This is a genomic window from Sandarakinorhabdus sp. (assembly GCF_040398665.1).
Classification (GTDB): Bacteria; Pseudomonadota; Alphaproteobacteria; order Sphingomonadales; family Sphingomonadaceae; genus Sandarakinorhabdus.
On record NZ_JBBATQ010000004.1, the window covers coordinates 209,160 to 233,970 of the forward strand.

Sequence of the window (24,811 nt, forward strand, 5' to 3'; positions counted from 1 at the left end):
CTTGGGCCATGGGCAGCCGGCGCCAACACCATCAAAGTCGCTTGCGTGCCATCATTCAGTCATGGTTCAACGCCCCGGCCGCAACAGCGCGGCAGCTTGCGGCTGAACGTCAGCCAAAGCTGGCACAGGTGGCGTGATTGGCGATTTGGATGGGCACAACAAGGCAGGCAGTGGGGGCACATTGCTGGCTCACCACGGTGCTGCTGGCTGCTGCTCTGGCTGCCGGGCCGTTGATGGCGCAGCCTTTGGCATCACGCACGCTGCCGCAGAGCTTTGATGGCCAGGCCTGGCGGCGGGTACCGGTGCGACCGGGCGGGATGCTGGATCCGGCCGCGCCGCCGCGGCCCGCCCCACCGCGCGCCGGTCATCATCGCTGCATCGCCATCGGCACGGTTGCCGGCGCCCAGCTTTATGGTGATCGCGCCATCGAATTGACGATGAAGGGCGGGCGGCGCTGGCGCATGCACCTGGCGCAGGAATGCCCGGCGCTGTCCTTCTATCAGGGGTTTTACTACCAGCAGAAACAGGCCGGCCTGCTGTGTGCCGGGCGCGATGCCATTGGTGCACGGTCGGGCGGAGAGTGCGGCATTGCGGCGATCGTGGCGGTGCCGCCGGTGCGGAAGCCGCGCCGGCGTTGAGGCCGGGCTGTTACTGCCAGATGTCGCTGAAACTGTTGCAGCAAGGCCACAGGCCGTGCGTCACGACGCCGCCATGGCGGCACTTCTTGTCCACCGTCTGGACAAAGCCCCGGATGCCTGTCCAAACTGATTGTTGCAACAACGGGCCGGCAAGCGGCCTCATGCAATGGAACGGGGCCCGGCCATCAGAGCCGATCAAAAGGGTCCTTCCATCTGGGTTAACGGGGAGGAAGCACATGAAGAAGCTATCGGGATTCCGTCTTGCGCTGGTCGGCAGCGCATCTGTCATCGGTTTGTGGGCCATGCCGGCCTGGTCTCAGCAGGCCGCCCAAGCCGAGGACAACGGAATCGAGGAAATCGTCGTTACCGCGCAGCGCACGGCGCAAAGCCTGCAAGACGTGCCGATCGCGGTGACCGCCTTTTCGGCTGAAGCGCTGCAGCGCCAGCAGATCAACAATCCGCTCGATATCCAGCTGACCCTGCCCAACGTCACCTTCACCAAGGGCAATTTCACCGGCGCCAGCTTCACCATCCGCGGCATCGGCGATCTGTGCGTCGGCGTGACCTGCGATTCGGCTACCGCCATCCACGCCGAAGGCATGCCGCTGTTCGCCACCCGCCTGTTCGAAACCGAATTCTTCGATCTGGAGCGCGTTGAAGTGCTGCGCGGCCCGCAGGGCACGCTGTTCGGCCGCAATGCCACCGGCGGCGTGGTCAACTTCGTCAACGCCAAGCCCAAGATGGATGCAATCCACGCCGCTGGCGAAGTCGAATATGGCAATTTCGATTCGCTGCGCCTGAAGGGCATGTTCAACCTGCCGATCACCGACAATCTGGCGGTGCGCGTGGCGGGCACCTATCTGAAGCGCGACGGCTACACGACCAATGTGTTCAACAACAGCCGCATCGATGGCCGCGATCTTTATGCCATCCGCGGCAGCGTCCGCTGGGAGCCGACGCCCGATACCACCATCGACGCGATGGCCTATTATTTCCGTGAGCAGGATGATCGCAATCGCAACCAGAAGCAATTGTGCCAGACGGACCCGACCGGCGTGCTGGGCTGCTTGCCCGGCCGGCTGGACAACGGCTTCATCAACGCCAATTCCACCTTCGTCGGCACGTTGGCCAGCCGCGAGTTCCTGACCACGCAGGGCGGTGCCGGCTTCGGTGCGCTCGGCCTGGGCAGCCTCTATGCCCCCGATCCGTATAATTATGCCGGCCACACCCAGCCGACCGACGTGCGTCAGATCCGCACCGACTACACGCCGAAATATTTCGCCGAAGAAGAGCAGTATATGCTGCGCATCCAGCATGACTTCGGCGGCATCAAGGCGCAGTTGACCGGCATGTACCAGCGCAACGCGGTGGACAGCTCGGTCGATTACAACCAGAGCGTGTTCAATCCGGCAGTGGCGACTGCAGCGCTGGCGACCGCCCGTGCTGTTTCGGCTGGCATCCCGGGCCTGACCAATGTGGTCAATGCCATTTCGAGCGGCAGCCAGTTCTGCACGTCGCAGACCGAAGAATCTGGCCTTGGAGCCTATGGCGGGCTCCGCAACTGCTTCTCCACTCCGCAGGATTATGACCGGTCCAACCAGATCGTCCGCGCCAAGACGTTGGAAGCCATCATCAGCTCGGAATTCGAAGGCAAGTTCAACTTCCTCGTCGGCGGCATCTATGTCGACACCGTGCTGCCGGAAAACAGCTATTATGTGAACAGCTGGGGCATCGATTATCTGGTCGGCGTGCTGGGCGCGGCCAATGGCGGCTTCCTCGGCACCCCGTTCTTCCGCAACAACACACAACGCTATACGCTGGAAAGCTATGGCCTGTTCGGTGAAGCCTATTACAACTTCACCGACACTGTGAAGCTGACGGCGGGTATTCGCTACAACAGCGACAAGAAGGACGTGAGTGCGCGGTCGACGCTGGCCAGCTTCTTCGTGCCGTTCGGCACAAGGGGCAGTGCCTTCAATTCGCCGGCAGCGGCAGGCTTCGATGGCGATCCCAATCGCGCCGGCATCCAGCCCTTCTCGATCCGCGGTGTCAGCCAGACGGCTGTCACCGGCCGGGTCGTGCTCGACTGGAAGATCAGCGACGACAATCTGATCTATGCCTCTTACTCCCGCGGCTACAAATCGGGCGGTATCAACCCGCCGCTGCAGCCGATCTTCGCGGTGCCGGACACGTTCACGCCGGAATTCGTCGACGCCTTCGAAATCGGTTCGAAGAACAGCTTCCTCGATGGAGCGCTGCGCGCCAACCTCACAGCCTTCTACTATAAATACAAGGGCTTGCAGCTGTCGCGCATCACGGCCCGCACCTCGGTCAACGACAACGTCGATGCCGTGGTCTATGGTCTGGAAGGCGAATTCATCATCCAGCCGACGCGCAACTTCGTCGTCAACATGAATGCGTCCTACCTCAAGACCCGCGTGGCCACGGACAAGTTCCTGGCCAACCCGCGCAATCCGGCCGGCAACCGCAGCGATGCGGTGATCATCAAGGACATCACCAACGGTTCGAACTGCGCCGTCGTCAACAACGGCGCCGGTGGCCAGGCCGCCACCCGTGCCTTCGTGACCGGCGCCAACAACGCCATCAATGCCGGTGCCATCCCGGGCCTGCAGGCCGGGGCTGGCCTGCGCGGACCGGCTGATTTCCCGGCTGACAGCGGTCTGCCGACCGGTGTTGGCGGTGCCTTCGGCATCTGCGGTGTGCTGCAGGCCGTGGGTGCCGGCACGCAGTTCCAGATGCTGCCCGAAGGCGTGCTGTCCAACCTGCGCGGCAACGAACTGCCGCAGGCGCCGCAGTACAAGTTCTCGGCGGGTGCCCAGTACACCTTCGAGATCGGTGACAGCTCCAGCCTGGTGCCGCGTGTCGATCTTGCCCACACTGGTTCCAGCTATGGCAACATCTTCAATGGCTTCATCAACCGCGTGCCGTCTTACACCGTGATCAACACCCAGGTGCAGTTCAACGGCAAGGACGACAAATGGTATCTGCGCGGCTTCGTGCAGAACCTGACCAACAACAGCGCCGTCACCGGCCTGTATGTCACCGACCAGTCGTCGGGCCTGTTCACCAACATCTTCACGCTGGAACCCCGGCGTTATGGTGTGGCGGCTGGCTTCCGCTTCTGATCGACTTCGCTTCGACACGTGAGGGGGCGGCTGGCAACAGCCGCCCCTTTGCACATTGCCCAAAGCCCCTGCATTGACTTTTGTCGCCCTGCCGCCCATGGCCCGGTGAGGGCATATTTCTGCCCACCCCCCGTTTTGATGAGCCCGCCTGAATGAGTTTTGCCGATCTCGGCCTGTCCGATGCCCTGCTGCGCGCCATTGCGGACAGCGGTTATGACACGCCCACGCCCATCCAGGCCCAGGCCATCCCGTCGGTGCTGATGGGCAAGGACATCATCGGCATCGCCCAGACCGGCACCGGCAAGACCGCCAGCTTCGTGCTGCCGATGATCGACATATTGGCCGAAGGCCGCAGCCGGGCCTTGATGCCGCGCAGCCTGATCCTGGAACCGACGCGCGAACTGGCGCAGCAGGTCGCCGAAAATTTCGACAAATATGGCAAGTATCACAAGCTTTCGATGGCGCTGCTGATCGGCGGCGTTTCGATGGGCGATCAATTGGCGGCGCTGGAAAAGGGCGTCGATGTGCTGATCGCCACGCCGGGCCGGTTGATGGACCTGTTCGCCCGCGGCAAGATATTGCTGTCAGGCTGTGCGCTGCTGGTCATCGACGAAGCCGATCGCATGCTCGACATGGGCTTCATCCCGGATATCGAAACCATCTGTTCCAAACTGCCCAAGGGACGCCAGACCCTGCTGTTTTCGGCGACCATGCCGCCGCCGATCAAGAAATTGTCGGACCAGTTTCTCACCAATCCGAAGAGCATTTCGGTGGCGCGCGCCGCCAGCACCAACACCAACATCACCCAGTGGGTGGTGGAAACCACGGCGCGGGCCAAGCGCGACGTGCTGCGCGACATCATCGACAGCGAGGCGCTGAAAACCGCGATCATCTTCTGCAACAAGAAGACGATGGTGCGCGAACTGGCCGAAACGCTGAAGCGTGCCCGCCTGCCGGTGGGCCAGATCCACGGCGACATGGAACAATCCGATCGCATCCGGGAACTGGAGCGCTTCAAATCCGGTGCCGTCACCATCCTGGTCGCCAGCGATGTGGCGGCGCGCGGGCTCGACATTCCAGGCGTCAGCCATGTCATCAACTATGATGTGCCGTGGCACCCGGATGATTATGTGCACCGCATCGGGCGCACGGGCCGCGCCGGGCGCACCGGCATCGCCTTTTCGCTGGCGACGCCGGATGATGCCGAGCATCTGACCGAGATCGAGAAGCTGACCCAGTTCAAGATCCCGCGCTGGCCGGGTGAAGGCGCCGCTGCTGCGGCCGCCGCTGTTGCCGCACCGGTGGCTGCAATCGACCCGGCCGACGACGACACGCCAGCGCCGACGCCGGCGCGCGAACGTCGTGGCCGCGGTGGCCGCGGTGGTGGCAAGGCACCGCCTGCCGAAGCCCGCAAGACCGACGAACCGCGCCGCGCCCCCGATGCGCCCGCAAACATAGCCCCAGAACCGAAGGCCGAACCCAGGGCCGAACCCAAGGTCGAACCCAAGGCCGAATCCGGCCGCGGCGACCGTCGCCGTGCTGGCGGCAAGGGCCGTGGCGACCGCCGCCCTGATGATCGCCGCCCTGATGAACGCCCCCGCGAGCAGCACCCACCGGCCGCTGTCGCCAGCCGGCCTGAACTGCCGCCTGCCCGCGACCCAGCGCCAACCCGGGATCGGGCACCCCGCGCCGAAGCACCGGCTCGTCACGCGCCGCGGCCGACCGCGCGCGATCCGCTGGCAAGTTACCGCGCCATCGCCACGTCCGGCCAATCGCGGCATCGCGATGATGATGGCGGCGAACGCTTCATCGGCTTCGGCCCGGAAGGCGTGCCGGATTTCCTGTCCCGCCCGATCAAACCGCTTCCCACCAATTAAGGCCGCCGGCTGAGCCGGCGCAGCGCGATCAGAACGCGCCGCCGGCTTCCCGCCACTGTTCCACTTCCCAGGCCAGCCGCGCCGGCGGGCCAAGCACGTCGCTGACCGGGCGGCGCAGGGCGGGCCCGGCCGGCGCATCCGCCGTGCCGATGCGAAACGCGAAACTTGGGCGCCAGGCCGGATCGTCGAGCAGCGCATCAACCGCGCGGGCAAAGGCCGGCGGCTGGCGCAACTGCACCTGGCGGTCGATGATTTCCGGCAACTGGTTGAGCGGCTGCGCCACCAACCCGGCCGCCGTCGCATTCAGATGCAGCCGCTGCCACGCGCCGCCCACCAGCAGCGCAGCGCGGCGGTCATGCGGATCGGGGGTGAGGATCAGGCCGAACAGCGATGCGGTCGGCAGATGCGTGTCGCGCGTGGCCGCCAGCCAGTAACGCCCCTCGCTGTCCGCCGATTGCGCCGGCAACAGCGCCGCGCCGGCCGCCAGCCAGGGCGATACCCCCGATGTCGCCAGCGTCAGCCCGTCCATCTGCACATCGGCAACGCTGCGTTCGTGGCGGAACCAGCGGTGGCTGTCGGCCATCATCGCGGCATCGCCGGCAATCGCGGCGGTGGCATCGCCCGTCAATTTGGCAAAGCGTTGCCCGCGCGGGGACGCCGCTTCAAACAACAGGACGCGCACATCCGGAAAGGCCGGGAAATCCAGCAACGCCTTCACCTTGGCGGTCGCCAACGCGCCGCCGTGCCAGGCACCGCGATGGGTGTGGCGTTGGCCGATGAACGGCACCAGCCGGTGCGGCGCCGGCCCGCTGTTGTCCGGCCCCAACAGCACCCGCGCCACATGCTGCGGGTTTTGCGGATCAGGCAACAGCCGCACCCGCGCTGCCCGGCCGAGCGCGGTGGAGGCCAGCGCCATGTTGTGAATGGCCCCGCCCAGCCCGGCCAGCCGTTCGCGGCCGAACGGGTCCATGGTGCCAAGTGCGCGGCCCGGCACTTCGAAGATATCGACGCCCAGCCGCCCGACCGCGAACGCCCAGGGCTGCGTATTGTGCGGGCTGGCGGCGAGCACGGCACCGCCCACCAACCGGAGCGCGCCGGCCTGGCGCTGGCGGCTCCAATCATCCCACGCCGCCAGTGCCGGATGGCTGCTGCCCAGCAGCCCCTGCTGCCAGGCCCGGCCGGCAACACCGGCCACGGCGAGCGCGCCGGCGCCGGCCATGATCTGGCGGCGATTGATCATTCGGCCGGAACGGCAGCGCCGGCCTGATTGCGCGTCGGCGCGGCAACGCCGGCATCGGCCTGCCAGCTCGCCCGCAGCATATCGGCGGTTTCGCCCGACAAGGTGCCCGGCGGTGCCGCAATCGCCGCCCAGGCGGCTTTCAGGCTGCGCGCGCCGGCCAGATCGCGGGCGATGCCCAGCCATTCATGCACCGCCACCCACAGCGGATTGAAGGTGGCCAGATTGCGGATGATGCCATAGCGCGGCGGATCATCGGCGCGTTCGGCTTCAAAGGTGCCGAACATGCGATCCCAGATGATGAACACCCCGGCAAAATTGCGATCAAGATAGCGCGGGTTGGTGCCATGGTGGGCGCGGTGGTGCGACGGCGTGTTCATCACCGCTTCGAACCAGCGCGGCATCCGGCCGACCAGTTCGGTGTGAATCCAGAATTGATAGATCAGGTTCACCCCGCCACAGAAGATCACCAGCGCCGGCGGGAAGCCGATCAGCAGCAGCGGCAGCCGGAAGATGAAGCCCAGGCTGAACGCGCCGGTCCAGGTCTGCCGCAGCGCCGTCGACAGATTATAATGCTGCGATGAATGGTGGATGACATGGCTGGCCCAGAACCAGCGCACCCGATGCGCCGAACGGTGGAAGACATAATAGCCCAGATCATCGAGCACAAAACACAGCGCCAGGCTCCACCAGGTGAGCGGCACGTCGAACAAGCGGTGTTGCCACACAAAGATGGCGATACCGGCCACCGCGCCGCCCACAACAGCGCCTGCGATGGTGCTGCCCAGCCCCATCACCAGGCTGGTGCCGGTATCGCGCCAATCATAATCACCATGCCAGCCCAGCCGAACGGCCAGCAGCTCGATGATGATCAACGCGACGAACGCCGGGATGGCGATGGCCACCGGATCGATGGTGACAAGCTGGTCGATCACAGCCGCGCAGCCCACAGGCTGGCCGCGCCTTCGCCCAGATCGAGCGCGGTTTCGGGAAACATCATTTCGTCGGGTCGCACGCGCAGCACGGCGCCGGCCCGCGCCACCAGGGGGTGGGCCAGCGGCCGGACGACAAAGCGATCGCCCAGCGGGCGCACCAGCGCGACACGGCCATCGCGCCCGGCCACCAGCGCCCCGGCGCCATCGCGGCTGACCGCCACGTCGCAAGGGCGAAAGCCTGGCAGGGCATCGACCGCCAGCCGTTCGGCCAACCCGGCATCAACCAGGCCCCCGCGCCGGGCAAAGCCGAGCAGCCGCGCCAGCCCAATCAGCAGCGCGACGCCGATCAACGAGAAGACCAGCATGTCGATCTGGTTCACCGGCTTGCCGCCAACTGCCGGAACAGAGGCAGCAGACCGGCGACATTGTAGCCGCCAGCCTGCGCCGCCGCGATGATCGCATCCGGCGCTTCCCCCTGGGAAGCCGCTGCCAGCGCCCACAGATTGCAGCTGCGCGTGCCCGACCGGCAATAGGCCAGCACCGGGCCATCCTGCAGTGCTTCGGCCATGGCCGTTACCTGTTCCAGGCTGAAGCCGGTGTGATCGATGGGGATGGCGACATAGGCCAGTCCGGCCGCCGCGCAGGCCGCCGCAATCTCGGCGCCGGGCGGCTGATCATGGCTTTCGCCATCCGGACGGTTGTTGACGATGGTGCGAAAGCCCTGCGCCGCCGCATCGGCAACGGCATCGGGCGAGATTTGCGGCGCGACGGACACGCCTTCGGTGATGCGGATGAACATGATGCGGCAGCCTAAGCGTCCCGGCAGCTGCGCTCAAGTGCGGATATGCTGCGAGCGATCCAAGGCCTACCGATCGCTTGTCGTGATGCGGTCAGGTGGTGAAAGCCACCCGACGCCGGCGCAGCGCGGCACCAACCGCGCCAAAGCCGATGATCAACATGGCCCAGCTTGCCGGTTCCGGCACGGCATTGGCAGCGAAACCCACACTGTCGAAATCGCTGCGGCCGGTGCCGACATCGCCGCCGCCACTGCAACCATTTGAAACGATGTTGCCATCCATGGTCACCGCGCCGATCAGGGCGATGGCACGGCCGCAGATGATCGATGCGCCGGTGTTCAAGGTGACGCTTTGATCCGCCAGGATGTTGCCGGCAAATATCGTGCCGGTGCCCAGCGTGGCGGACGAACCGACATGCCAGAAAATGCCGCTGCCGCTGTTGCCGCCGAGCACGTTGACCGCCGAGCCCGACGCGGTGGTGAGCCCGGAGCCGATCCGGAAGAGGAAGCGGCCGCCAGGATTGCTGGTGAAATCGAGCAGCAGGCTGCCGGTAAGCTGCGCCGAACTTGCAAAGCTGTAGGTGCCCGGCGTCAACACACCCACCGTGCCGAGATCGAAACCGGTGAAATCTGTGCCGATCGGCAGCGCCGCCAGCGCATCAAAGGCGGTGCGGGCATCGTTGTGCGCAGCAAGGGCATGGGCATCACCAAGGTGGACGGCACCGGTTTGCGTGATGCTGACGGCGCCGGTGAGGGCCGTGCCAGGCGACACGCCGATATCACCGATGATGGTGGTGGCACCGGTATTGGTGACGGTGGCACTGCCGATCACGGCGTAGCCTGTGGCTGAACCCAGCGGACTCGCCGCAGATACCGGCGCGGCGGCCATCGCGAGGGAGATCGCAATACAGAGCTTGGAGAGGCCAGTCGAATCCTAGCAAACGATCGGCGTCGAACGCATTTCGTGTCTCCCGAAAATCTTGAAATCTATACTCAGCTCCACTTTGGATAATATGATATTGGACCTCGGATCATAATCTTCGGAATCTACGCAATTGATATTTGAAGGCGTTGTTTCAATTTTTCAGGACATTGCTGAGAAACACGCCATGGTTTCCGAACATTGTCTGCCAGAAATGCCGTCAGATCAGCTTCGCTGCACGAGCCTTCAGCGATGATACGCACGATATCGCTGGCCTCCGCTTCGCGCCCGTCCGGATGATATAAGTTCAGCCGCAAGGTCACGAAGCTGGTGAACCACGAAGCGCGCGTGTTGCCGTCCACAAAGGGATGGCGATCCCTGCAGATCAAATGGCCAATCGCGGCTGCGACGTCGAACAACGTCACGGCATCGCCGCCCAAGACCCGAACGCCGTGGCTGCCGCATATGCTTTGTCGGACTTGACGATGCGCCGGCCGCCTTGGCCATCATCATGCAGCGCGGCGCTGTCACCCTTCTCCACGTCCAGCCGCCTGCTTCTGACAGTTTGCAGCCGGCCGCGCGTGCGTCAGGATGCGGCAGGTTTCGGGAGTGATGATCATGCAGCAACTGGCCGGCAAGGTGGCCTTCGTCACGGGCGCCGCTTCGGGTATCGGGCTCGGCATTGCCGAGGCGCTGGCACAATCGGGCGTGAAGGTGATGATGGCTGATATCGATGGCGAGGCGCTGGCCCGCGAAGTCGCCCGGCTGTCGGCCACCAATGCCGATGTCGCGGGCATCCGCGCCGATGTGTCGTTGAAGGCGGAGATCCAGGCGGCAGCGGACGCGTGCATCGAACGCTTTGGCCAGGTGCATATCGTGATCAACAATGCCGGCGTGGGCGGCGGCGGCGATTATGGCGGCTGGAACGATGCCGGCTGGGATTGGGTGATCGGCGTCAATCTGATGAGCGTGGTGTGGGGGTTCGAAATCTTCGGGCCATTGATCGAGGCGCACGGTGACGGCGGCCATATCGTTTCCACCGCGTCGATGGCCGGTCTGGTGGCGGCGGTGGCGCCTGGCTACAACGTCACCAAATATGGCGTGGTCGCGCTGTCGGAAGGGCTGCGGCCCAAATTGGCGGCGCGCGGCATCGGTGTGTCGGTGCTGTGCCCCGGCTTTGTGCGCACCCGCATCATGGAAAGCGCCCGCGCCATCCCCGAACGCCTGGCCGGGCAGGTCGCCCTGCCCGATCCGGCCGCGGTGCCGGCCGAGATGGCGGCGATGTTCGCCCACGCCATCACCAACGGCGTCGATCCGCTTTATGTGGGTGAACTGGTGGTGGAGGCCATCCAGAACGACTGGGCCTATATCTTCACCGACAATGATTTCGAAATGGGCGTGGACGCGCGCTTTGCCGCGATCAAGGCCGGATTTGACCAGATCAGGGGGCGGGTGCCCCGCCGTTAACGGCGGTGTCGAATAACGCCGGTAAACGGCGGTTTCAGGCTACGCTGGTGGGCTGGCTGTTGGCGCGGAACCAGGTGGCAAGTTCGTCCTCGGTCATGTCACCGGCGGCCAGCGCGAGGAATGTGACAACGACGTCGGCTTCGCTGGCACCGAAGCGCCAGCCATTCAATTCGAGCAGCGCAGCACCGGCCACAAAGGCGGTGCGCTTGTTGCCATCAACAAGCGGGTGGTTGCGCGCGATACCGAAGGCCAAGGATGCCGCCAACGCCGGCGCATCGGGATCGCCATAGTTGGCGAGATTGCGCGGCCGTTGAAGCGCGGAGTCGAGCAAGCCGGCGTCGCGGATGCCGGCACCACCGCCGTGGACAGCAAGCTGCTCGCTGTGCATGGCGCGCACCAAGGCCTCGCCCGGCCAGAACCAACTGGCCGGCATTATTTGGCGAGTTCGCGCAGCGCGTTCCGATAACGCGCCATGATATCGCGCGCGACCTTCATCTGTTCATCGAAGGTCGGATCATAAGGGCTGAGTTCGATGCCGTTGGGCGTGGCGACCACCGACAGCGTATCGCCCTTGTCGACGCCAAGTTGCGCCAGCACCTCCTTGGGCAGGATGATGCCGGCGCTGTTGCCAATGGCGGTGATCTTAAGATGCTGCATGGGTTTCGCTCGCTTGTTTATACGGGCGTTATAACATTGCAGCGGCGGGCTGCCAACCGGTTCAGGCCGCCGCGATGGTGGTGCGGTGCAGGCGGCGGGCGTGGCCCTGGTAGCCGCCGGTGGCGGCATGCAGCACGCTGCGATTGTCCCACATCACCAGCATGTTCGGCTGCCAGCGATGGCGATACTGGAACCGTTCCTGCCCCTGCCAGTGATAGAGTTCCACCAGCAGCGCCATCGCGTCGGCTTCGGCCATGCCCTCGAACCCGATGATATAGCCAAGGCAGCTGAACAGGCCGGGACGGCCGGTTTCGGGGTGATTGCGGATATAGGGATGCGTCTGTGTCGCCCGCGCGGTTTCGGACGGGCGGATGTCCATGGAACGGCCTTTGTCCGCCGCACCGTAAAAGCCATCGGGGGCATAGGCCTTCTGCGCGCTGTGGATGGCCACCAGCCCCTCGATGCGGGCGCACAGATCGGCTGGCATTTCGTCCAGCGCCAGATGCTGATTGGCGAACAACGTGTCGCCGCCGATGGGCGGAATGGTGATGCCATACAGGCAGGTGCCGGCCGGAGGGCGGGCCTGAAAGCTCCAATCGGTATGCCAGTTTTCGGCAAAGACCGGCGCGGTTTCATCAGCGGCGCGCGCCACCGCGATGATATGCTGGCGGCCAGGGATCGGCGCGATGAACGGATCCTCGCCGAACCCGCCCATGGCGATGGTGAAACGTTCCAGATCATCGTCGGTCAGGTGCTGATCGGGGAAGACCAGCACATGATGCTGGAGCCATGCCGCACGAATGGCGGCGATGGTGCCGACATCAAGCGGCGCCGACAGATCGAGGCCGGTCACATGGGCGCCGCAGGCCTGCCCGGTTGGTTCGACATTCATGGCTGCGCCCTCCTCACCCGATGGTGGCAGGGTGGAGGCGTTGCGGCAAGCCGAGCCTATTGCGCCGCTTCGTTCAACGGCGGCAGATTGTGACCGAGCAAGCGCAGCAGTTCGGCGGCGGCTTCGACGATGTTGGTGCCAGGGCCGAAAATGGCGACGGTGCCAACATTTTTCAGGAACTCATAATCCTGCGCAGGGATCACGCCGCCGGCGATCACCTTGATATCGCCGCGGCCCACCGATTTCAGTTCGTCGATCAGCGCCGGCACCAGCGTCTTGTGGCCGGCCGCCAGCGAAGAGGCGGCGACGAGATCGACATCAAGCTTCAGCGCCAGTTCGCGGGCTTCCTGCGGCGTCTGGAACAATGGCCCGACCGTGGCGTCAAACCCCAGATCGGCCAGTGCCGTGCCGACCACCTTGGCGCCGCGATCATGGCCGTCCTGGCCCATTTTCACGATCAGCACGCGCGGCTTGCGCCCGGTGCGGCGCTCGAACGACTCCACCCCTTCCGCCACGCGGGCATAGGCGGGATCGGCCTTGTAGGCATCGGCATAGACGCCCTTCACCATCTTCACGATGGCCACGTGACGCCCGAACACGTCTTCCATCGCCGCGCTGATTTCGCCCAGCGTGGCGCGCGCGCGCGCGCATTCGATGGCCAGCGCCAGCACATTGCCGTCGCTCGCCGCACCATCACGCAAGGCTTGCAAGGCCGCATCGACCCGCCTGGAATCACGCGCGGCCTTCACCGCTTCGATGCGGGTGATCTGGCTGGCGCGCACCGCGACATTGTCCACATCCAGCACCGGGAATTCATCGGTGGTCGCCGGCTTGTACTTGTTGACGCCCACGATCACCGTCTCGCCCATGTCGATGCCGGCCTGCTTGGCGGCGGCGGCGGCTTCGATCTCCAGCTTGGGCAGGCCGGTGGCCACGGCTTGCGTCATGCCGCCCAGGCCTTCGATCTTGTCGATGATCGCCTGCGCGTCATCCACCAGTTGCTTGGTCAGCGCCTCCACATAGAAACTGCCGCCCAGCGGATCGACGACCTTGGTGATGCCGGTTTCCTCCTGCAGCACGATCTGGGTGTTGCGGGCGATGCGCGCCGAAAAATCGGTGGGCAGCGCAATGGCTTCATCCAGCGCGTTGGTGTGCAGGCTCTGCGTGCCGCCCAGCGCGGCGGCCAGCGCCTCGATCGTGGTGCGGATGACGTTGTTGTATGGGTCCTGCTCCTGCAGGCTCACGCCGCTGGTCTGGCAATGGGTGCGCAGCATCAGGCTGCGCGGGTCCTTGGCGCCGAAATTCGCCATGATGCGGGCCCAAAGCGTGCGGGCGGCGCGCAGCTTGGCGACCTCCATGAAGAAATTCATGCCGATGGCGAAGAAGAAGCTCAGTCTCCCTGCAAATTCATCGACATCCAGGCCCTGCTTCTGCGCGGCGCGGACATATTCCATGCCATCGGCCAGGGTGAAGGCCAGTTCCTGCAGCGCCGTCGCCCCGGCTTCGTGCATGTGATAGCCGGAAATCGAAATGCTGTTGAATTTCGGCATGTTGCGCGCGGTGTAGCTGATGATGTCCGCCACGATGCGCATCGAGGGTTCCGGCGGGTAGATATAGGTATTGCGGACCATGAACTCCTTGAGGATGTCGTTCTGGATGGTGCCGTCCAGCTTGGCCTGGGGCACGCCGGCTTCTTCGGCGGCAACAATGAAAAACGCCAGGCACGGAATCACCGCGCCGTTCATCGTCATGGAAACCGACATCTGATCGAGCGGGATGCCGTCGAACAGGATCTTCATGTCCTCGACGGTATCGATCGCCACGCCGGCCTTGCCGACATCGCCCGACACACGCGGGTGATCCGAATCATAGCCGCGGTGGGTGGCCAGATCGAAGGCGACCGAAAGCCCCTTCTGGCCGGCGGCGAGGTTGCGGCGATAGAAGGCGTTGGATTCTTCCGCCGTCGAAAACCCGGCATATTGCCTGACCGTCCACGGCCGGCCCGCATACATGGAGGCGCGCACCCCGCGGGTGAACGGCGCGAAGCCGGGCAGGCCGGGGTCCCAGCCTTCGGTATCTGCGGCCGTGTACAGCGGCTTGACGGTGAAGCCTTCCGGCGTCGGCCAATCGAGGCTGGCGCCTTTCACTTCCTTGGCGGCCATCGCGGCCCAATCATTCACTGTCGGCTTGGTCATCGCATCCTCCGTCGCCCAACCGCATAGGCGGTGGGCGGGCGGGCTGGCAAGCGGACGGATTTGCGCAGCTATGGGGTGGGCGGTGGGCGCACTTCAATCCGCTGGCTTGGCACCGGCCGTCATCATCTGGCGAAGCTGTTTCTCGATGTAGGCGATCCGGTACGGCTTGGCGAAAACCGGCGTGCCGACCAGGTGAGCCGGCAGCATGTCGGTCTGATCATAGCCCGTGCTGAAGGCGAACGGGATGCCCCGGGCCTTGAGCACATCGGCGACGCTCCATGCCATTTCTCCATTCAGGTTGACGTCGAGCAGGGCCGCGTCGAACGTCTCTGTCCGTGCCATCTCCAATGCCTGGTCGAGCCGGATGGCAGGCCCGACGATCTGCCACCCAAGGGTTTCGCACATGAGTTCGAGTGGCAACAGCAGCAGGTAGCTATCCTCAACGACCAGCAGCCGGGGCAATACGGGCATCGCGTCTTGCAAGATGGCGACGTCCAATGGTTCGAGTTTGGCAACCGGCTTGACGCTCAGCGCGACAAGCGAGGCCTGTGGCAGGACAATGTCGCAAACGACGCCGCCCGGCCGGTAATCGATCGTGGCGCGCCCGCCCGTTTCCAATGTCAGCGCCCGTTCGATCAAGGTTGACCCAAAGCCGCGATGGGTCGGCGACACCACCGGCGGTCCCCCGGTTTCCGTCCACGACAGACCGAGCCCGCCGTCGGCGCGGATTTGCCACTTGACCACAACATGGCCGGTCGTCACCGAGAACGCACCGTATTTTGCGGCATTGGTGGCAAGTTCATGCACCGCGAGCGACAGCGCCAACGCGGATTTCGGCGTGAGCACCGCATCATCCCCGGCCAGGGACACCACACCCGATGCGGGTCCGTACGCTTCCAGCTCCTCGCGCAGCATCCCGTCGACCGACACACCCTCCCACCGGCTTTGGGTCAACAGGCTGTGGGCCTTGGCCATCGAATGGATGCGCTTGTCGAGCTCGTCCACGAAGGCCGTCACCGATCCGGCGCTGCGGCTGGATTGGGTGACCAGGGCCTGGATATTCGCCAATGTGTTCTTCACCCGGTGGTCGAGTTCCGCCATCAGCAGCTTGTCCCGCTCATGCGCCTTCGCGCGTTCGCGTGACGCAGCCTCGATCCGGCGGAGCACCACCTGCAGCAGCGAAACCCGCAGATCGAAGGCGGAATCAAGTTCCGCCCGGGACCAGGGCAGCGCCCGATTGCGCACCGTGTGTTTCCACACTTCGAACGACTTGCGCGGTGACAGCTTGTCACTGCCATCGGCACTGATCGTCACCGGTTTGGCCGGATCGCCAGCCCACAACGCCGTTTCGACCAGTTCGGGGCGGAACCAGAGGATGAAATCCGACGGATCGCGCGAGACGGCGATCACCAACAACCCCGATGCGACATTGGTGAACGCCTTTGCCGGCGCGTAGATTTCACTGAGCCGATCGGTGGAAAAAACGCCCTCGGTCTCGATCATGTACGACGTCAGCCATTGCGTCAGTGCGAGGATCTGCGGGCGGCTGGGTGTCGTTCCCAGAAAGGTCACATCGCCCTCGACGCTGACGGCAACGCCGCCCCGGCGCGAGCCATCGAGCGCAGCGTCACCGCCATGGATGAAGTCGAGCAGGTTCGGCGTCTGCTGGGTCAGGCCATGGGCGTAATCCTCGATCCCGGCGAGGTTGAGCATCAACTCCTGCAGGATCTTGCGACTGGCGAGCCGGGCCTCGAACTGCTCGCTGTTCTCGCGCGCCTCGATCTGCAACGAGAAAATCGACCCGAACAACTCGCAGACCGCGCGCAGATGACGCGGCAAGATCCGTGGGCTGTTGTGATGGCAGGCGATCAGGCCCCACAGCTTGCCGGCAACGATGATCGAGATCGACATCGATGCGTCGATGCCCATGTTGCGCAGATATTCGCGGTGGATCGGCGAGACGTCACGCAGGATGGCATAGCTCATATCGAGCGGCTTTCCGGTGCGCGGGTTGAGCGTCGGCTTCAGCGGCGCGGGATCGTAATCGACCTGCGTGATGAGCCGCAGCCAGCTCCTGAGATACAGCGCGCGCGCCTGCTGCGGGATATCGGCGGCGGGGTAATGAAGATCGAGGAACGGCTCCAGCTCGGGCAATCGGCTTTCGGCGATCACCCAGCCCGAACCATCGGCCATGAACCGGTAGATCATCACCCGATCGTACTGTGCAACGCGGTGGACGCTCGCCGTCGCCATCTGGCAGAGATCATTCAGCGAGGCGGCAGAACTGAAGTTCTCGACCATGTGTTGCACGGCAGCCAACGGGTCGCTGACGAAGGCATCGGTCATTTCGGCCGCTTCGAACTCGACCACCAGGACATTGTCGATCCGGTGGACACTGGTGTCGAGCGGCTGATCGCTGACAACGCGAAGAACGGGATCAAGGAAATGGCGTGGCTTGGTAAGCTCGGCCTCCCGGCTCAACGCATGCAGCAGATTCAACTGGGCACCCGTGAATATGCCGTCGACGGGTCGATCGAGCAAATCCGCCAGCGGCCTGCCGAGCAATCCCGCCGTATTTCCTGCAGCCTGCAGGATACGTAACGTGCCGCATTCCAAGACCAGCATGGCACCGTGCGGCAGGATGGCGCCCGGAATATGGATCGGTTCGCGGTCGCAATTCGTCAGATCGACCTGGTCGCGGTCAAGGATGGAATCAGCCATGATCAATGTTCCATCCAGCAAGCCAATGTTCAAATGTCGCGAAGGTGGCATTCGCGCCGTCGATGATGGCGCTGCACTGCGGCATCGGCCTTGGCTCCCGCGCCAGCAGCGCAAGATAGTCACGCCATGCCGAACCGGTGTCTGCGCCATGTCCGCTGAAAAATTGTCGCCCGGCCATCACCCCTGGCCCGAGCAGCGCATCGAGCTGACGCGCCATGCCGCGCCCGCCAAGCGCCGAACCTTCGACCACATAGCGCGCACCCAGAACATGATCCGCAGACAGGCGCAGCGGAAACGCAGCGCAGCGCGGCAGCGTAACGCGTGACACGGCGCAGACACCCAACGCCTCCAGATCCTGTTCCAGCCACCGCGTCCGCTGCGGTGCAAGCCGTGCCGCGGCCTCGAACGGGCGGTAAAAGCCGTAAAGGCGGCTCAACAAGTGTCGGTAGGCCTTGCCGTCGATCGTTCCGGCCTGGACCGCCGCAAACCCGTCATGACCATGAAGCCGTTCATGAACCTCAGAAGTGGCCGCCCTCAAGGCCTCTCTCAAACCTGCCGCCCCGGACGGCAATCGAACAATTTCGCCGTCGCCGACAAGTTCAGATTTTCGGATTTGCATTCGGATATCAGATCCCCGCTATCGTTGATCGATCCCGTTCCAACGACCATCGTAACAGCATCTGCAACTGATGTCGTGGGCAATCGGCAGCAGATTTGCGCAGATCCGGCACCGTAGCCGATCGGGCTCGCAACCACCGGCTCAGTCACGTTTCTATGATGGCCTATCGATGCTGGACGAACGCGCACTCATGCCCGCGAAAATGCGGAGCGGAACCGTTGCAACGGTTGCCCGTTGTCCATGCTATGACTGAAACACCGCCAACCCTCGAAAAACCCGAAATCATTTCCACCGTGAAGGCGCGCGGCGGGGTGATCGGGCACAATGTGCGTTATGTGCTGGCCATATCGGTGCTGCTGGCGGTGGCGGCGATGGTGTCGGTGTATCTTGCCTGGTCGGGCGGGTTGGACGACGCGCCGAACAGTGCCGAAGCGCCAAAGCTGGATTGAACCAGCTTATTCCGCCGCTTCCGCCAGCGCCTCGACGCGCGGCGGAGCGCCGCCGGCGATGGCGAGCAGGCGCTTTTCCAGTTGTTTCATGCGGCCGGGGCTATCGACCTTCGCGCCAGTGAGATCGGTGACATAGAAGGTATCTGTGGCCTTTTCGCCATAAGTGGCGATGTGGGCGCTGCGAATGGTCAGACGGTTCTGGAACAGGCCGTTGGTGAGGCTGAACAGCAGCGCCGGGCGATCGGCGGCGTTGACCTCGATCACGGTATAGCGATTGCTCGCCTTGTTATCGATCAGCACGCGCGGCTCCACGCCGAACAATTCCGCCTTGCGCCGCGCCAGCGGGCGCGCCGCCAGCCGGTCGGCCAGACGGATGCGCCCGGTGAGCACATCTTCGATGCAGCGTTTCAACCGGGCCAGTTGCGAGGCTTCGGCAAACGGCTGGCCCAACGGATCGAGCACCACGAAATTGTCGATCGCCATGCCATCGCGGGTGGTGTGGATGCGCGCATCGAAGATATTGCCGCCGGCCAGCGAAATCGCGCCGGCGATGCGATAAAACAGGCCGGGGTGATCGGTGGCATAAACCGAAACCAATGTGGTGCCGGTCGCCGCGTCGGGGGTGCAGGCGATTGCCAGCGAGGCCGCATCATCCGACACCCCGCCATCGGCCCCGGCCACCAGCGCGGCATTGGCGATCAGCACATCATGGGCTTCGGCAATCCAGTAACTGTCGGGCAGGCGGCGGGCATGGGCCGCAAAGCGCTCTTCCGACCAATCCAGCGCCGCCTTCAGCCCGCCCTGTCGCGCCGCAATGCGCTCGGCACGGCCGGATTGCTTGTGGCCCAGGCGCAGCACTTCCTCGGCGCTTTCATAAAGATCGCGCAGCAACTGCGCCTTCCAGCCGTTCCACACGCCCGGGCCCACGGCACGGATATCGACCACGGTGAGCAACAGCAGCAGCCGCAGCCGTTCCGGGCTGGCAACGGCGGCGGCGAAATCGAGGATGGTCTTGAAATCCGAAAGGTCGCGCTTGAAGGCGGTGCGGCTCATCAACAGATGAAATTCCACCAGCCACGCCACGGTTTCGGTTTCAGCCGGGGTCAGGCCAAAGCGCGGACACAGGCGCCGCGCCACTTCGGCGCCCAGCAAGCTGTGATCACCGCTGCGGCCTTTGGCGATATCGTGCAGCAGCACTGCGACATGCAGCACCCGGCGATCATTCAACTGGTGGATGATGGCGCTGGACAGGCTGTGATCGTCCTTCAGCTCGCCACGTTCGATTTTCGCCACCAGGCCGATGGCGCGGATCGTGTGTTCGTCCACCGTATAATGGTGATACATGTCATACTGCATCTGCGCGACGACGCGGCCGAAATCCGGCACGAAGCGGCCGAACACGCCGGCTTCGTTCATCCACCTGAGCACGGTTTCCGGATCGCGCGAGGAAGTGAGCACGCCGAGGAACAGCGCATTGGCGGTCTTGTCGCAGCGCACCCGATCGTCGATCAACCCGGCATCGCGCGCCGCGGTGCGCATGGCAACCGGGTGGATGGGCAGGCCTTCACTGTCGGCCAGCGCGAACATTTCCAGCAGCCGCACCGGATCGGCGCGGAAGAAATCATCGGCGGGCAGCCCGATCTGGCCGCGCCGCAGGGTGAAGCCCTTCAACCGGCCCGGCCGGCGGGTGAGCGAGGGCAACCAGGCCAGGCGCGCGGTCGATTCATCAAGGTGGGCAAGGAACAGGCCGGTCAGGTCGCCGACGGTTTTGGCCATCAGGAAATAATGGCGCATGAAACGTTCGACCGCGCTCATGCGTTCGCGCGACGCATAGCGCAGCCGCCCGGCGAGTTCGCGCTGCACATCGAAGGCCAGGCGTTCCTCGGCGCGGCCCGTCACATGGTGCAGCATGAAGCGCACCGACCACAGGAAGCTTTCGGCGCGGCGGAACTGACGGAATTCCGCCGCCGTCAGCAGCCCCTTGTCGACCAGTTCGATCACGCCATCCACCTCGTGCAGATAGCGCCCGATCCAGAACAGTGCGTGCAGATCGCGCAGGCCGCCCTTGCCTTCCTTCAGATTGGGTTCGACGACATAGCGGCTGTCGCCCATGCGCTTGTGGCGGGCTTCGCGTTCGGCGAGCTTTTCGGCGACAAACGCGCGTGCGGTGCCGGCCACGACCTCGCGGCGGAAACGGGTGGTGGCTTCGGTGAACAGCGCCTGATCGCCCCACACGAAGCGCGCTTCCAGAAAGGCGGTGCGGATGGTCATGTCCGCCTTGGCCATGCGCACCACATCATCCAGGCTGCGCGTGGCGTTGCCGACCTTCAGGCCAAGATCCCACAGCAGATAGAGCAGGGTTTCGATGACCTGTTCGCCCCATGGCGTCTGTTTCCAGGGCGTGATGAACACGATGTCGACATCGGAAAACGGCGCCATCTGGCCACGGCCATAGCCGCCCACCGCCGCGATCGCCAGGCGTTCGGATTGGGTGGGATTGGCCAGTGGATACAGGCTGCTGACCACCGTATCACAGGCCAGGCGCAGCACCTGATCGATGAGGAAGCTTTGTGCGGCCGCCAGCTCGAGGCCACGCCCCGGATGCGCCTCCAGCCGTTCGGCAATTTCGGTGCGGCCGGCCAGCAAGGCGCCGCGCAGCGTATCGGCCAGCAATTGCCGCCGCGCCGCAAAGTCTGCGCAGCGCGCCAGTCCTTCGCCAAGGCTGTCGGCCAGCGCGCGCCGGTCGATCACCGTACGGCGATTGGCAATGGCATCAGGACGGATCATCAATCCGCAACATAGGCGCGGATGGGGAAAATGGCCACCGCTTCAGCCCCACAGCGCTGCGTCCGGCGGCCACACGTCGCTGCCATCAAAACGCAGACCATGCGGACGGTCGTGAATCAGCAAGGGCCCATCGAGATCGGCATAGGTGCCCTGCATGGCAACATGGAAGGCCGGCGCGATGGCCAGCGATGTGCACAGCATGCACCCGGTCATCACCCCCAGCCCGCGCGTGGCGGCGGCATGGCGCAGCGCCAGCGCCTCGGTCAGGCCGCCGGCCTTGTCGAGCTTGATGTTGATGAAGCGATAACGGCCGATGATGTCATCCAGGCTGTCGCGAGTATGGCAGCTTTCGTCGGCGGCCAGCGGCACGGCGGCGCGCACGCCATCGAGTTCGGCATCGCGCCCGGCCGGCACCGGCTGTTCGACCAGTTCGACATCCAGCGTCGCCAGCCGCGCCAGCGTGCGTTCGATATCGGTGCCGCCCCAGGCTTCGTTGGCATCGACGATCAGCCGGGCATCGGGCGCGGCGCGGCGCACGGCCGTGAGGCGTTCGAGATCGCCATCCGGGCCATCGCTGCCGCCGAGCTTGACCTTCAGCAACTCCCGCCCGCGTGCCGTCGTGGCCGCTGCAGCCATGGTCGCGGCATCGGCCAGGCTGATCGTATAGGCCGTCAGCATCGGCAGCGGCTTGGGCAGCCCCAGCATCTGCCAGACGCGCGTGCCCGCCTGCCTGGCCTCCAGATCCCACAACGCGCAATCGAGCGCGTTGCGCGCCGCGCCGGCCGGCAGCAGCGCCAGCAGATCGGCGCGGCGCAGATCATTGATGGCAGCGCCGATGCCATTCAGCGCGGCCAGCGCCGCCTCGGCACTGTCGCCGGTGTAATAGATGGCGGTGCCTTCGCCGCGGCCGACATGATTGCCATCGCTTACCGTGGCCACCACGACATCGACATGGGTCTTGGCGCCGCGCGCGATGGTGAAGCTGCCACGCGCGGGGAAGGTTTCGATTGCGGCGTGAAGCGTGCGAGCCATGGTGCTGCACTGCCGCAAGGCGAGCGCGTCGGCAACAGGCTTTGCGCTGCCACAAAAGCCGGGCATGTTCCGAAGATGGACGAGGACGACTCAGTCGAACTGGATGCGGTCGCCACGGTGTCGCGCATCACGGCGCTGGAAATGCTGGTGCGCCAGATCATGATCGTTCAGCTGCGCATCCTCGACAAGATGGGCGAGATCAGCCTGACCGGCGATTATGTGCAGACCATCGCCAAGGCCTATACTGAAAAGGTCGATGAAAGCCCGATCATCGAAAGCACCTCGCCAGAGGTGAATTACGAGTTCAAGATGATGGTGCTGCACAATCTGGAACGGTTCTTCGACGATCTGGAACGCCACGTGCGGGACAATCCGGCCTGACCCCATGACCGAACGCTTCAGCGCCTTCATCAGTTACAGCCACGCCGACACGCCGGTGGCGAAGTGGCTGCACAAGGCGCTGGAATCCTATCGCCTGCCCCGCGCTTTGGTGGGCCAGGCGTCGCCCTTTGGCCCGGTGCCGGCGCGGCTGCCACCGGTGTTCCGCGATCGCGACGAATTGCCGGCCAGCGCCGATCTGGGCGGCGAGTTGCGCGCTGCGCTGGCCGCCGCGCGCTTCCAGATCGTGCTGTGCAGCCCGCGTTCGGCGAAATCCATCTGGGTGAACGAGGAAATCCTCGCCTTCAAGCGCGCCCATGGCGAAGCCCGCGTGCTGCCGCTGATCATCGATGGCGAGCCTTATACCGGTGATGATCGCGAATGTTTCCCGCCCGCCCTGCGCTTCAAGCTGGCCGCCGATGGCAGCCTGTCGGATGTGCCGGCCGAGCCGATCGCCGCCGATCTGCGCGAAGGCAAGGACGGCAAAAGACTGGCGCTGCTCAAGCTGATTGCCGGCATCACCGGGCTGAAGCTCGATCAACTGGCGCAGCGCGACGCCGCCCGCCGCCAGCGCCAGTTGCTGGCCATCACCGCCGGCTCGCTCAGCATCGCGTTGGTCACCATCGCCCTGGCCATCTATGCCAATCTCCAGCGCGCCGAAGCCGTGCGCCAGCAACTGGTCGCCACGCGCAGCCTGGATTTCCTGATCGGCACCTTCGAAATCGCCAACCCGGCCACCGAAAATCCGCGCTCCATCACCGCGCTGACCATCCTCGAACGCGCCAGCAGGCGCGCAGCGGTGGAATTGCCGGAAGAACCAATGGTCAGCGCGCGCCTGCTGGCCACCACCGGAGCGATTTATCTGAACCTCGGCCTGCCCAAGGAGGCGGTCGCCGATCTGGAACGGGCGCTCACCCGCCTGCCGGCAAAGAGCCCGGAGCGCGCCAAGGTGCTGATGAAACTGGCAAGTGCCGCCATTCGCGCGGCAGACACTGACAAGGCTGCGCGCCTTATTGCAGCAGCATCGGCCGCGTTTGAACGGGACAGTGCCGACGGCCCGCTGCTCGATGCCATGCTGTTGGAGCACCGCGGCCTGCTGGCGCATCAGGCCGGTGATTATGCCTTGGCCGTGCGCGAACTGGGTGCGGCGGCGGCGGCCTACCAGGCGCTGCCCGGCGACCACCGCGCCGATCGTGCCGATGCGTTCACCGACACCGCCCGCGCCCGCATGAAATTGCGCGATTCCGCCGGCGCGGCCAGGGATTTTGCCGCCGCCGAGGCGCTCAATATCAGCCTTTATGGCCGCAACCACCAGAAGACCGCCACCGCCACCAAGAACCGCGCCTATGCTGCCTTCGAAGCCGGTGATCTGCCCGAGGCGCAACAGCGGATCGCCGTGGCAAACCGCATCTATGCCCGCGTGCTGGAAGGGGATCATCCGTTCTTGGCCGACACGTTGATCCTTCAGGGACGTATCGAAACCGCTGCCGGCGCTGGCGAAGCGGCGCTTGCTGCTCTTGACCGGGCAAAGGGGATCTATTCCCGCCTGTACGGGCCCGGCAATGCTGCGGTTGGCGATGCCGAATTCTACATGGCCGAAGCCGAAAGCCAGCGCGGGCGCATGGCCGCGGCGCTGGCCCATGTGGCGGCGGTCAAACCCATCTATGACGCCGAATATGGCCCGGATGATCCGGATCAGGCGGAATTGCTGTTGCTGAAGGCCCGTGTGCTGGCGCGCGGCGGACGCGCCGCCGACGCGCTGGCCAGTTGTCAGGCGGCCATCGCCCTCGATCGCCGCATCAAGGCCGCGCCGGCCGTGCTGGCGGAGGCCGGGCGCCAGTGCGACGCCCTGCCAAAGACCTGATCCGGATGCGCTGTCGCCGCCGCCCGTGAACTACAACTGGCTCCCGCCGGTTGACGGCCTGGCCGGCGCCGTGCTGGAACCCTCGAGTTGGCTGATGCTGATCAGCGGTTTTGGCCTGGTTGGTGGCACGATGCGGCGACGCCGGTATCGCCTGGCCTGAAGCGGCGGAAAGATTTTTCTGAACGCCGCTTAACCATCT

Annotated in this window: 21 protein-coding genes and 1 pseudogene; 8 read left to right on the plus strand and 14 right to left on the minus strand. The window is 64.8% G+C overall.

The genetic code is table 11. The features are described 5' to 3' along the window. Positions 1–149: 149 nt before the first annotated feature. The 3 genes from ABWP22_RS07540 to ABWP22_RS07550 all read left to right on the plus strand — a co-directional run bounded on the left by ABWP22_RS07540 (position 150) and on the right by ABWP22_RS07550 (position 5,661). Positions 150–638, plus strand: coding sequence for a hypothetical protein (locus tag ABWP22_RS07540; protein WP_353199341.1), 489 nt, complete (start codon positions 150–152; stop codon positions 636–638). Between the two features lie 236 nt (positions 639–874). Continuing rightward, positions 875–3,784: a TonB-dependent receptor gene (locus ABWP22_RS07545; RefSeq protein WP_353199342.1), complete on the plus strand. Its 2,910-nt coding sequence runs from the start codon at positions 875–877 to the stop codon at positions 3,782–3,784. Between the two features lie 152 nt (positions 3,785–3,936). Continuing rightward, positions 3,937–5,661, plus strand: coding sequence for a DEAD/DEAH box helicase (locus tag ABWP22_RS07550; RefSeq protein WP_353199343.1), 1,725 nt, complete (start codon positions 3,937–3,939; stop codon positions 5,659–5,661). 28 nt (positions 5,662–5,689) lie between these two features. Here the strand turns inward: ABWP22_RS07550 and ABWP22_RS07555 are convergent, their stop codons facing one another. The 6 genes from ABWP22_RS07555 to ABWP22_RS07580 all read right to left on the minus strand — a co-directional run bounded on the left by ABWP22_RS07555 (position 5,690) and on the right by ABWP22_RS07580 (position 9,991). After that, positions 5,690–6,901 carry a nitroreductase family protein gene (locus ABWP22_RS07555; RefSeq protein WP_353199344.1) on the minus strand — a complete coding sequence of 404 codons (1,212 nt, stop codon included), beginning with the start codon at positions 6,899–6,901 and terminating at the stop codon, positions 5,690–5,692. Beyond that, positions 6,898–7,830: a sterol desaturase family protein gene (locus ABWP22_RS07560; RefSeq protein ID WP_353199461.1), complete on the minus strand. Its 933-nt coding sequence runs from the start codon at positions 7,828–7,830 to the stop codon at positions 6,898–6,900. Before ABWP22_RS07560 ends, ABWP22_RS07555 begins: the two co-directional genes overlap by 4 nt. Then, a complete protein-coding gene (locus ABWP22_RS07565; protein WP_353199345.1) occupies positions 7,830–8,213 on the minus strand; it encodes a hypothetical protein in 384 nt (127 codons plus the stop codon). Before ABWP22_RS07565 ends, ABWP22_RS07560 begins: the two co-directional genes overlap by 1 nt. Continuing rightward, positions 8,210–8,632 carry a protein tyrosine phosphatase family protein gene (locus ABWP22_RS07570; RefSeq protein WP_353199346.1) on the minus strand — a complete coding sequence of 141 codons (423 nt, stop codon included), beginning with the start codon at positions 8,630–8,632 and terminating at the stop codon, positions 8,210–8,212. Before ABWP22_RS07570 ends, ABWP22_RS07565 begins: the two co-directional genes overlap by 4 nt. 91 nt (positions 8,633–8,723) lie before the next feature. Further along, the gene (locus tag ABWP22_RS07575) at positions 8,724–9,461 is read right to left on the minus strand and encodes an ice-binding family protein (RefSeq protein WP_353199347.1); all 738 of its coding nucleotides are present in this window, start codon (positions 9,459–9,461) and stop codon (positions 8,724–8,726) included. 215 nt (positions 9,462–9,676) lie between these two features. Beyond that, the gene (locus ABWP22_RS07580; RefSeq protein WP_353199348.1) at positions 9,677–9,991 is read right to left on the minus strand and encodes a hypothetical protein; all 315 of its coding nucleotides are present in this window, start codon (positions 9,989–9,991) and stop codon (positions 9,677–9,679) included. Between the two features lie 172 nt (positions 9,992–10,163). Between ABWP22_RS07580 and ABWP22_RS07585 the strand changes: the two genes are divergently transcribed. Further along, entirely contained in the window at positions 10,164–11,018 is an 855-nt protein-coding gene (locus ABWP22_RS07585) for an SDR family NAD(P)-dependent oxidoreductase (protein WP_353199349.1), read from the plus strand. Positions 11,019–11,052: 34 nt separating this feature from the next. On the opposite strand, the gene ABWP22_RS07590 is transcribed toward ABWP22_RS07585, so the two are convergent. The 6 genes from ABWP22_RS07590 to ABWP22_RS07615 form a co-directional block, all read right to left on the minus strand. Continuing rightward, positions 11,053–11,451: a type II toxin-antitoxin system death-on-curing family toxin gene (locus tag ABWP22_RS07590; protein WP_353199350.1), complete on the minus strand. Its 399-nt coding sequence runs from the start codon at positions 11,449–11,451 to the stop codon at positions 11,053–11,055. After that, entirely contained in the window at positions 11,451–11,675 is a 225-nt protein-coding gene (locus ABWP22_RS07595; protein WP_353199351.1) for an AbrB/MazE/SpoVT family DNA-binding domain-containing protein, read from the minus strand. Before ABWP22_RS07595 ends, ABWP22_RS07590 begins: the two co-directional genes overlap by 1 nt. Before the next feature lie 61 nt (positions 11,676–11,736). Continuing rightward, the gene (locus tag ABWP22_RS07600; RefSeq protein ID WP_353199352.1) at positions 11,737–12,567 is read right to left on the minus strand and encodes a TauD/TfdA dioxygenase family protein; all 831 of its coding nucleotides are present in this window, start codon (positions 12,565–12,567) and stop codon (positions 11,737–11,739) included. A gap of 56 nt (positions 12,568–12,623) precedes the next feature. After that, positions 12,624–14,762 (minus strand): methylmalonyl-CoA mutase, encoded by a 2,139-nt coding sequence (gene scpA, locus ABWP22_RS07605; RefSeq protein ID WP_353199353.1) that lies wholly within the window; start codon positions 14,760–14,762, stop codon positions 12,624–12,626. Positions 14,763–14,855: 93 nt separating this feature from the next. Continuing rightward, a complete protein-coding gene (locus tag ABWP22_RS07610; protein WP_353199354.1) occupies positions 14,856–17,483 on the minus strand; it encodes an HWE histidine kinase domain-containing protein in 2,628 nt (875 codons plus the stop codon). Then, positions 17,476–18,102, minus strand: coding sequence for a biliverdin-producing heme oxygenase (locus ABWP22_RS07615; protein WP_353199355.1), 627 nt, complete (start codon positions 18,100–18,102; stop codon positions 17,476–17,478). Before ABWP22_RS07615 ends, ABWP22_RS07610 begins: the two co-directional genes overlap by 8 nt. Before the next feature lie 245 nt (positions 18,103–18,347). Between ABWP22_RS07615 and ABWP22_RS07620 the strand changes: the two genes are divergently transcribed. Then, complete coding sequence (locus ABWP22_RS07620; protein ID WP_353199356.1) at positions 18,348–18,551, plus strand: hypothetical protein; 204 nt, start codon at positions 18,348–18,350, stop codon at positions 18,549–18,551. A 6-nt stretch (positions 18,552–18,557) separates the two neighbouring features. Here the strand turns inward: ABWP22_RS07620 and ABWP22_RS07625 are convergent, their stop codons facing one another. Together ABWP22_RS07625 and dgcA are read right to left on the minus strand one after the other, a co-directional pair. Then, entirely contained in the window at positions 18,558–21,338 is a 2,781-nt protein-coding gene (locus ABWP22_RS07625; protein ID WP_353199357.1) for a [protein-PII] uridylyltransferase, read from the minus strand. Between the two features lie 42 nt (positions 21,339–21,380). Beyond that, positions 21,381–22,370 carry an N-acetyl-D-Glu racemase DgcA gene (gene dgcA, locus ABWP22_RS07630; protein ID WP_353199358.1) on the minus strand — a complete coding sequence of 330 codons (990 nt, stop codon included), beginning with the start codon at positions 22,368–22,370 and terminating at the stop codon, positions 21,381–21,383. A 75-nt stretch (positions 22,371–22,445) separates the two neighbouring features. Here dgcA and ABWP22_RS07635 point away from each other — a divergent pair, with 75 nt between their 5' ends. The 3 genes and pseudogenes from ABWP22_RS07635 to ABWP22_RS07645 all read left to right on the plus strand — a co-directional run. Then, the gene (locus ABWP22_RS07635; RefSeq protein ID WP_353199359.1) at positions 22,446–22,751 is read left to right on the plus strand and encodes a hypothetical protein; all 306 of its coding nucleotides are present in this window, start codon (positions 22,446–22,448) and stop codon (positions 22,749–22,751) included. A gap of 4 nt (positions 22,752–22,755) precedes the next feature. Continuing rightward, the gene (locus tag ABWP22_RS07640) at positions 22,756–24,612 is read left to right on the plus strand and encodes a toll/interleukin-1 receptor domain-containing protein (RefSeq protein ID WP_353199360.1); all 1,857 of its coding nucleotides are present in this window, start codon (positions 22,756–22,758) and stop codon (positions 24,610–24,612) included. A gap of 67 nt (positions 24,613–24,679) precedes the next feature. After that, positions 24,680–24,772 (plus strand): annotated as a pseudogene (locus tag ABWP22_RS07645) (PEPxxWA-CTERM sorting domain-containing protein); the annotation flags it as partial. Between the last annotated feature and the right edge of the window lie 39 nt (positions 24,773–24,811).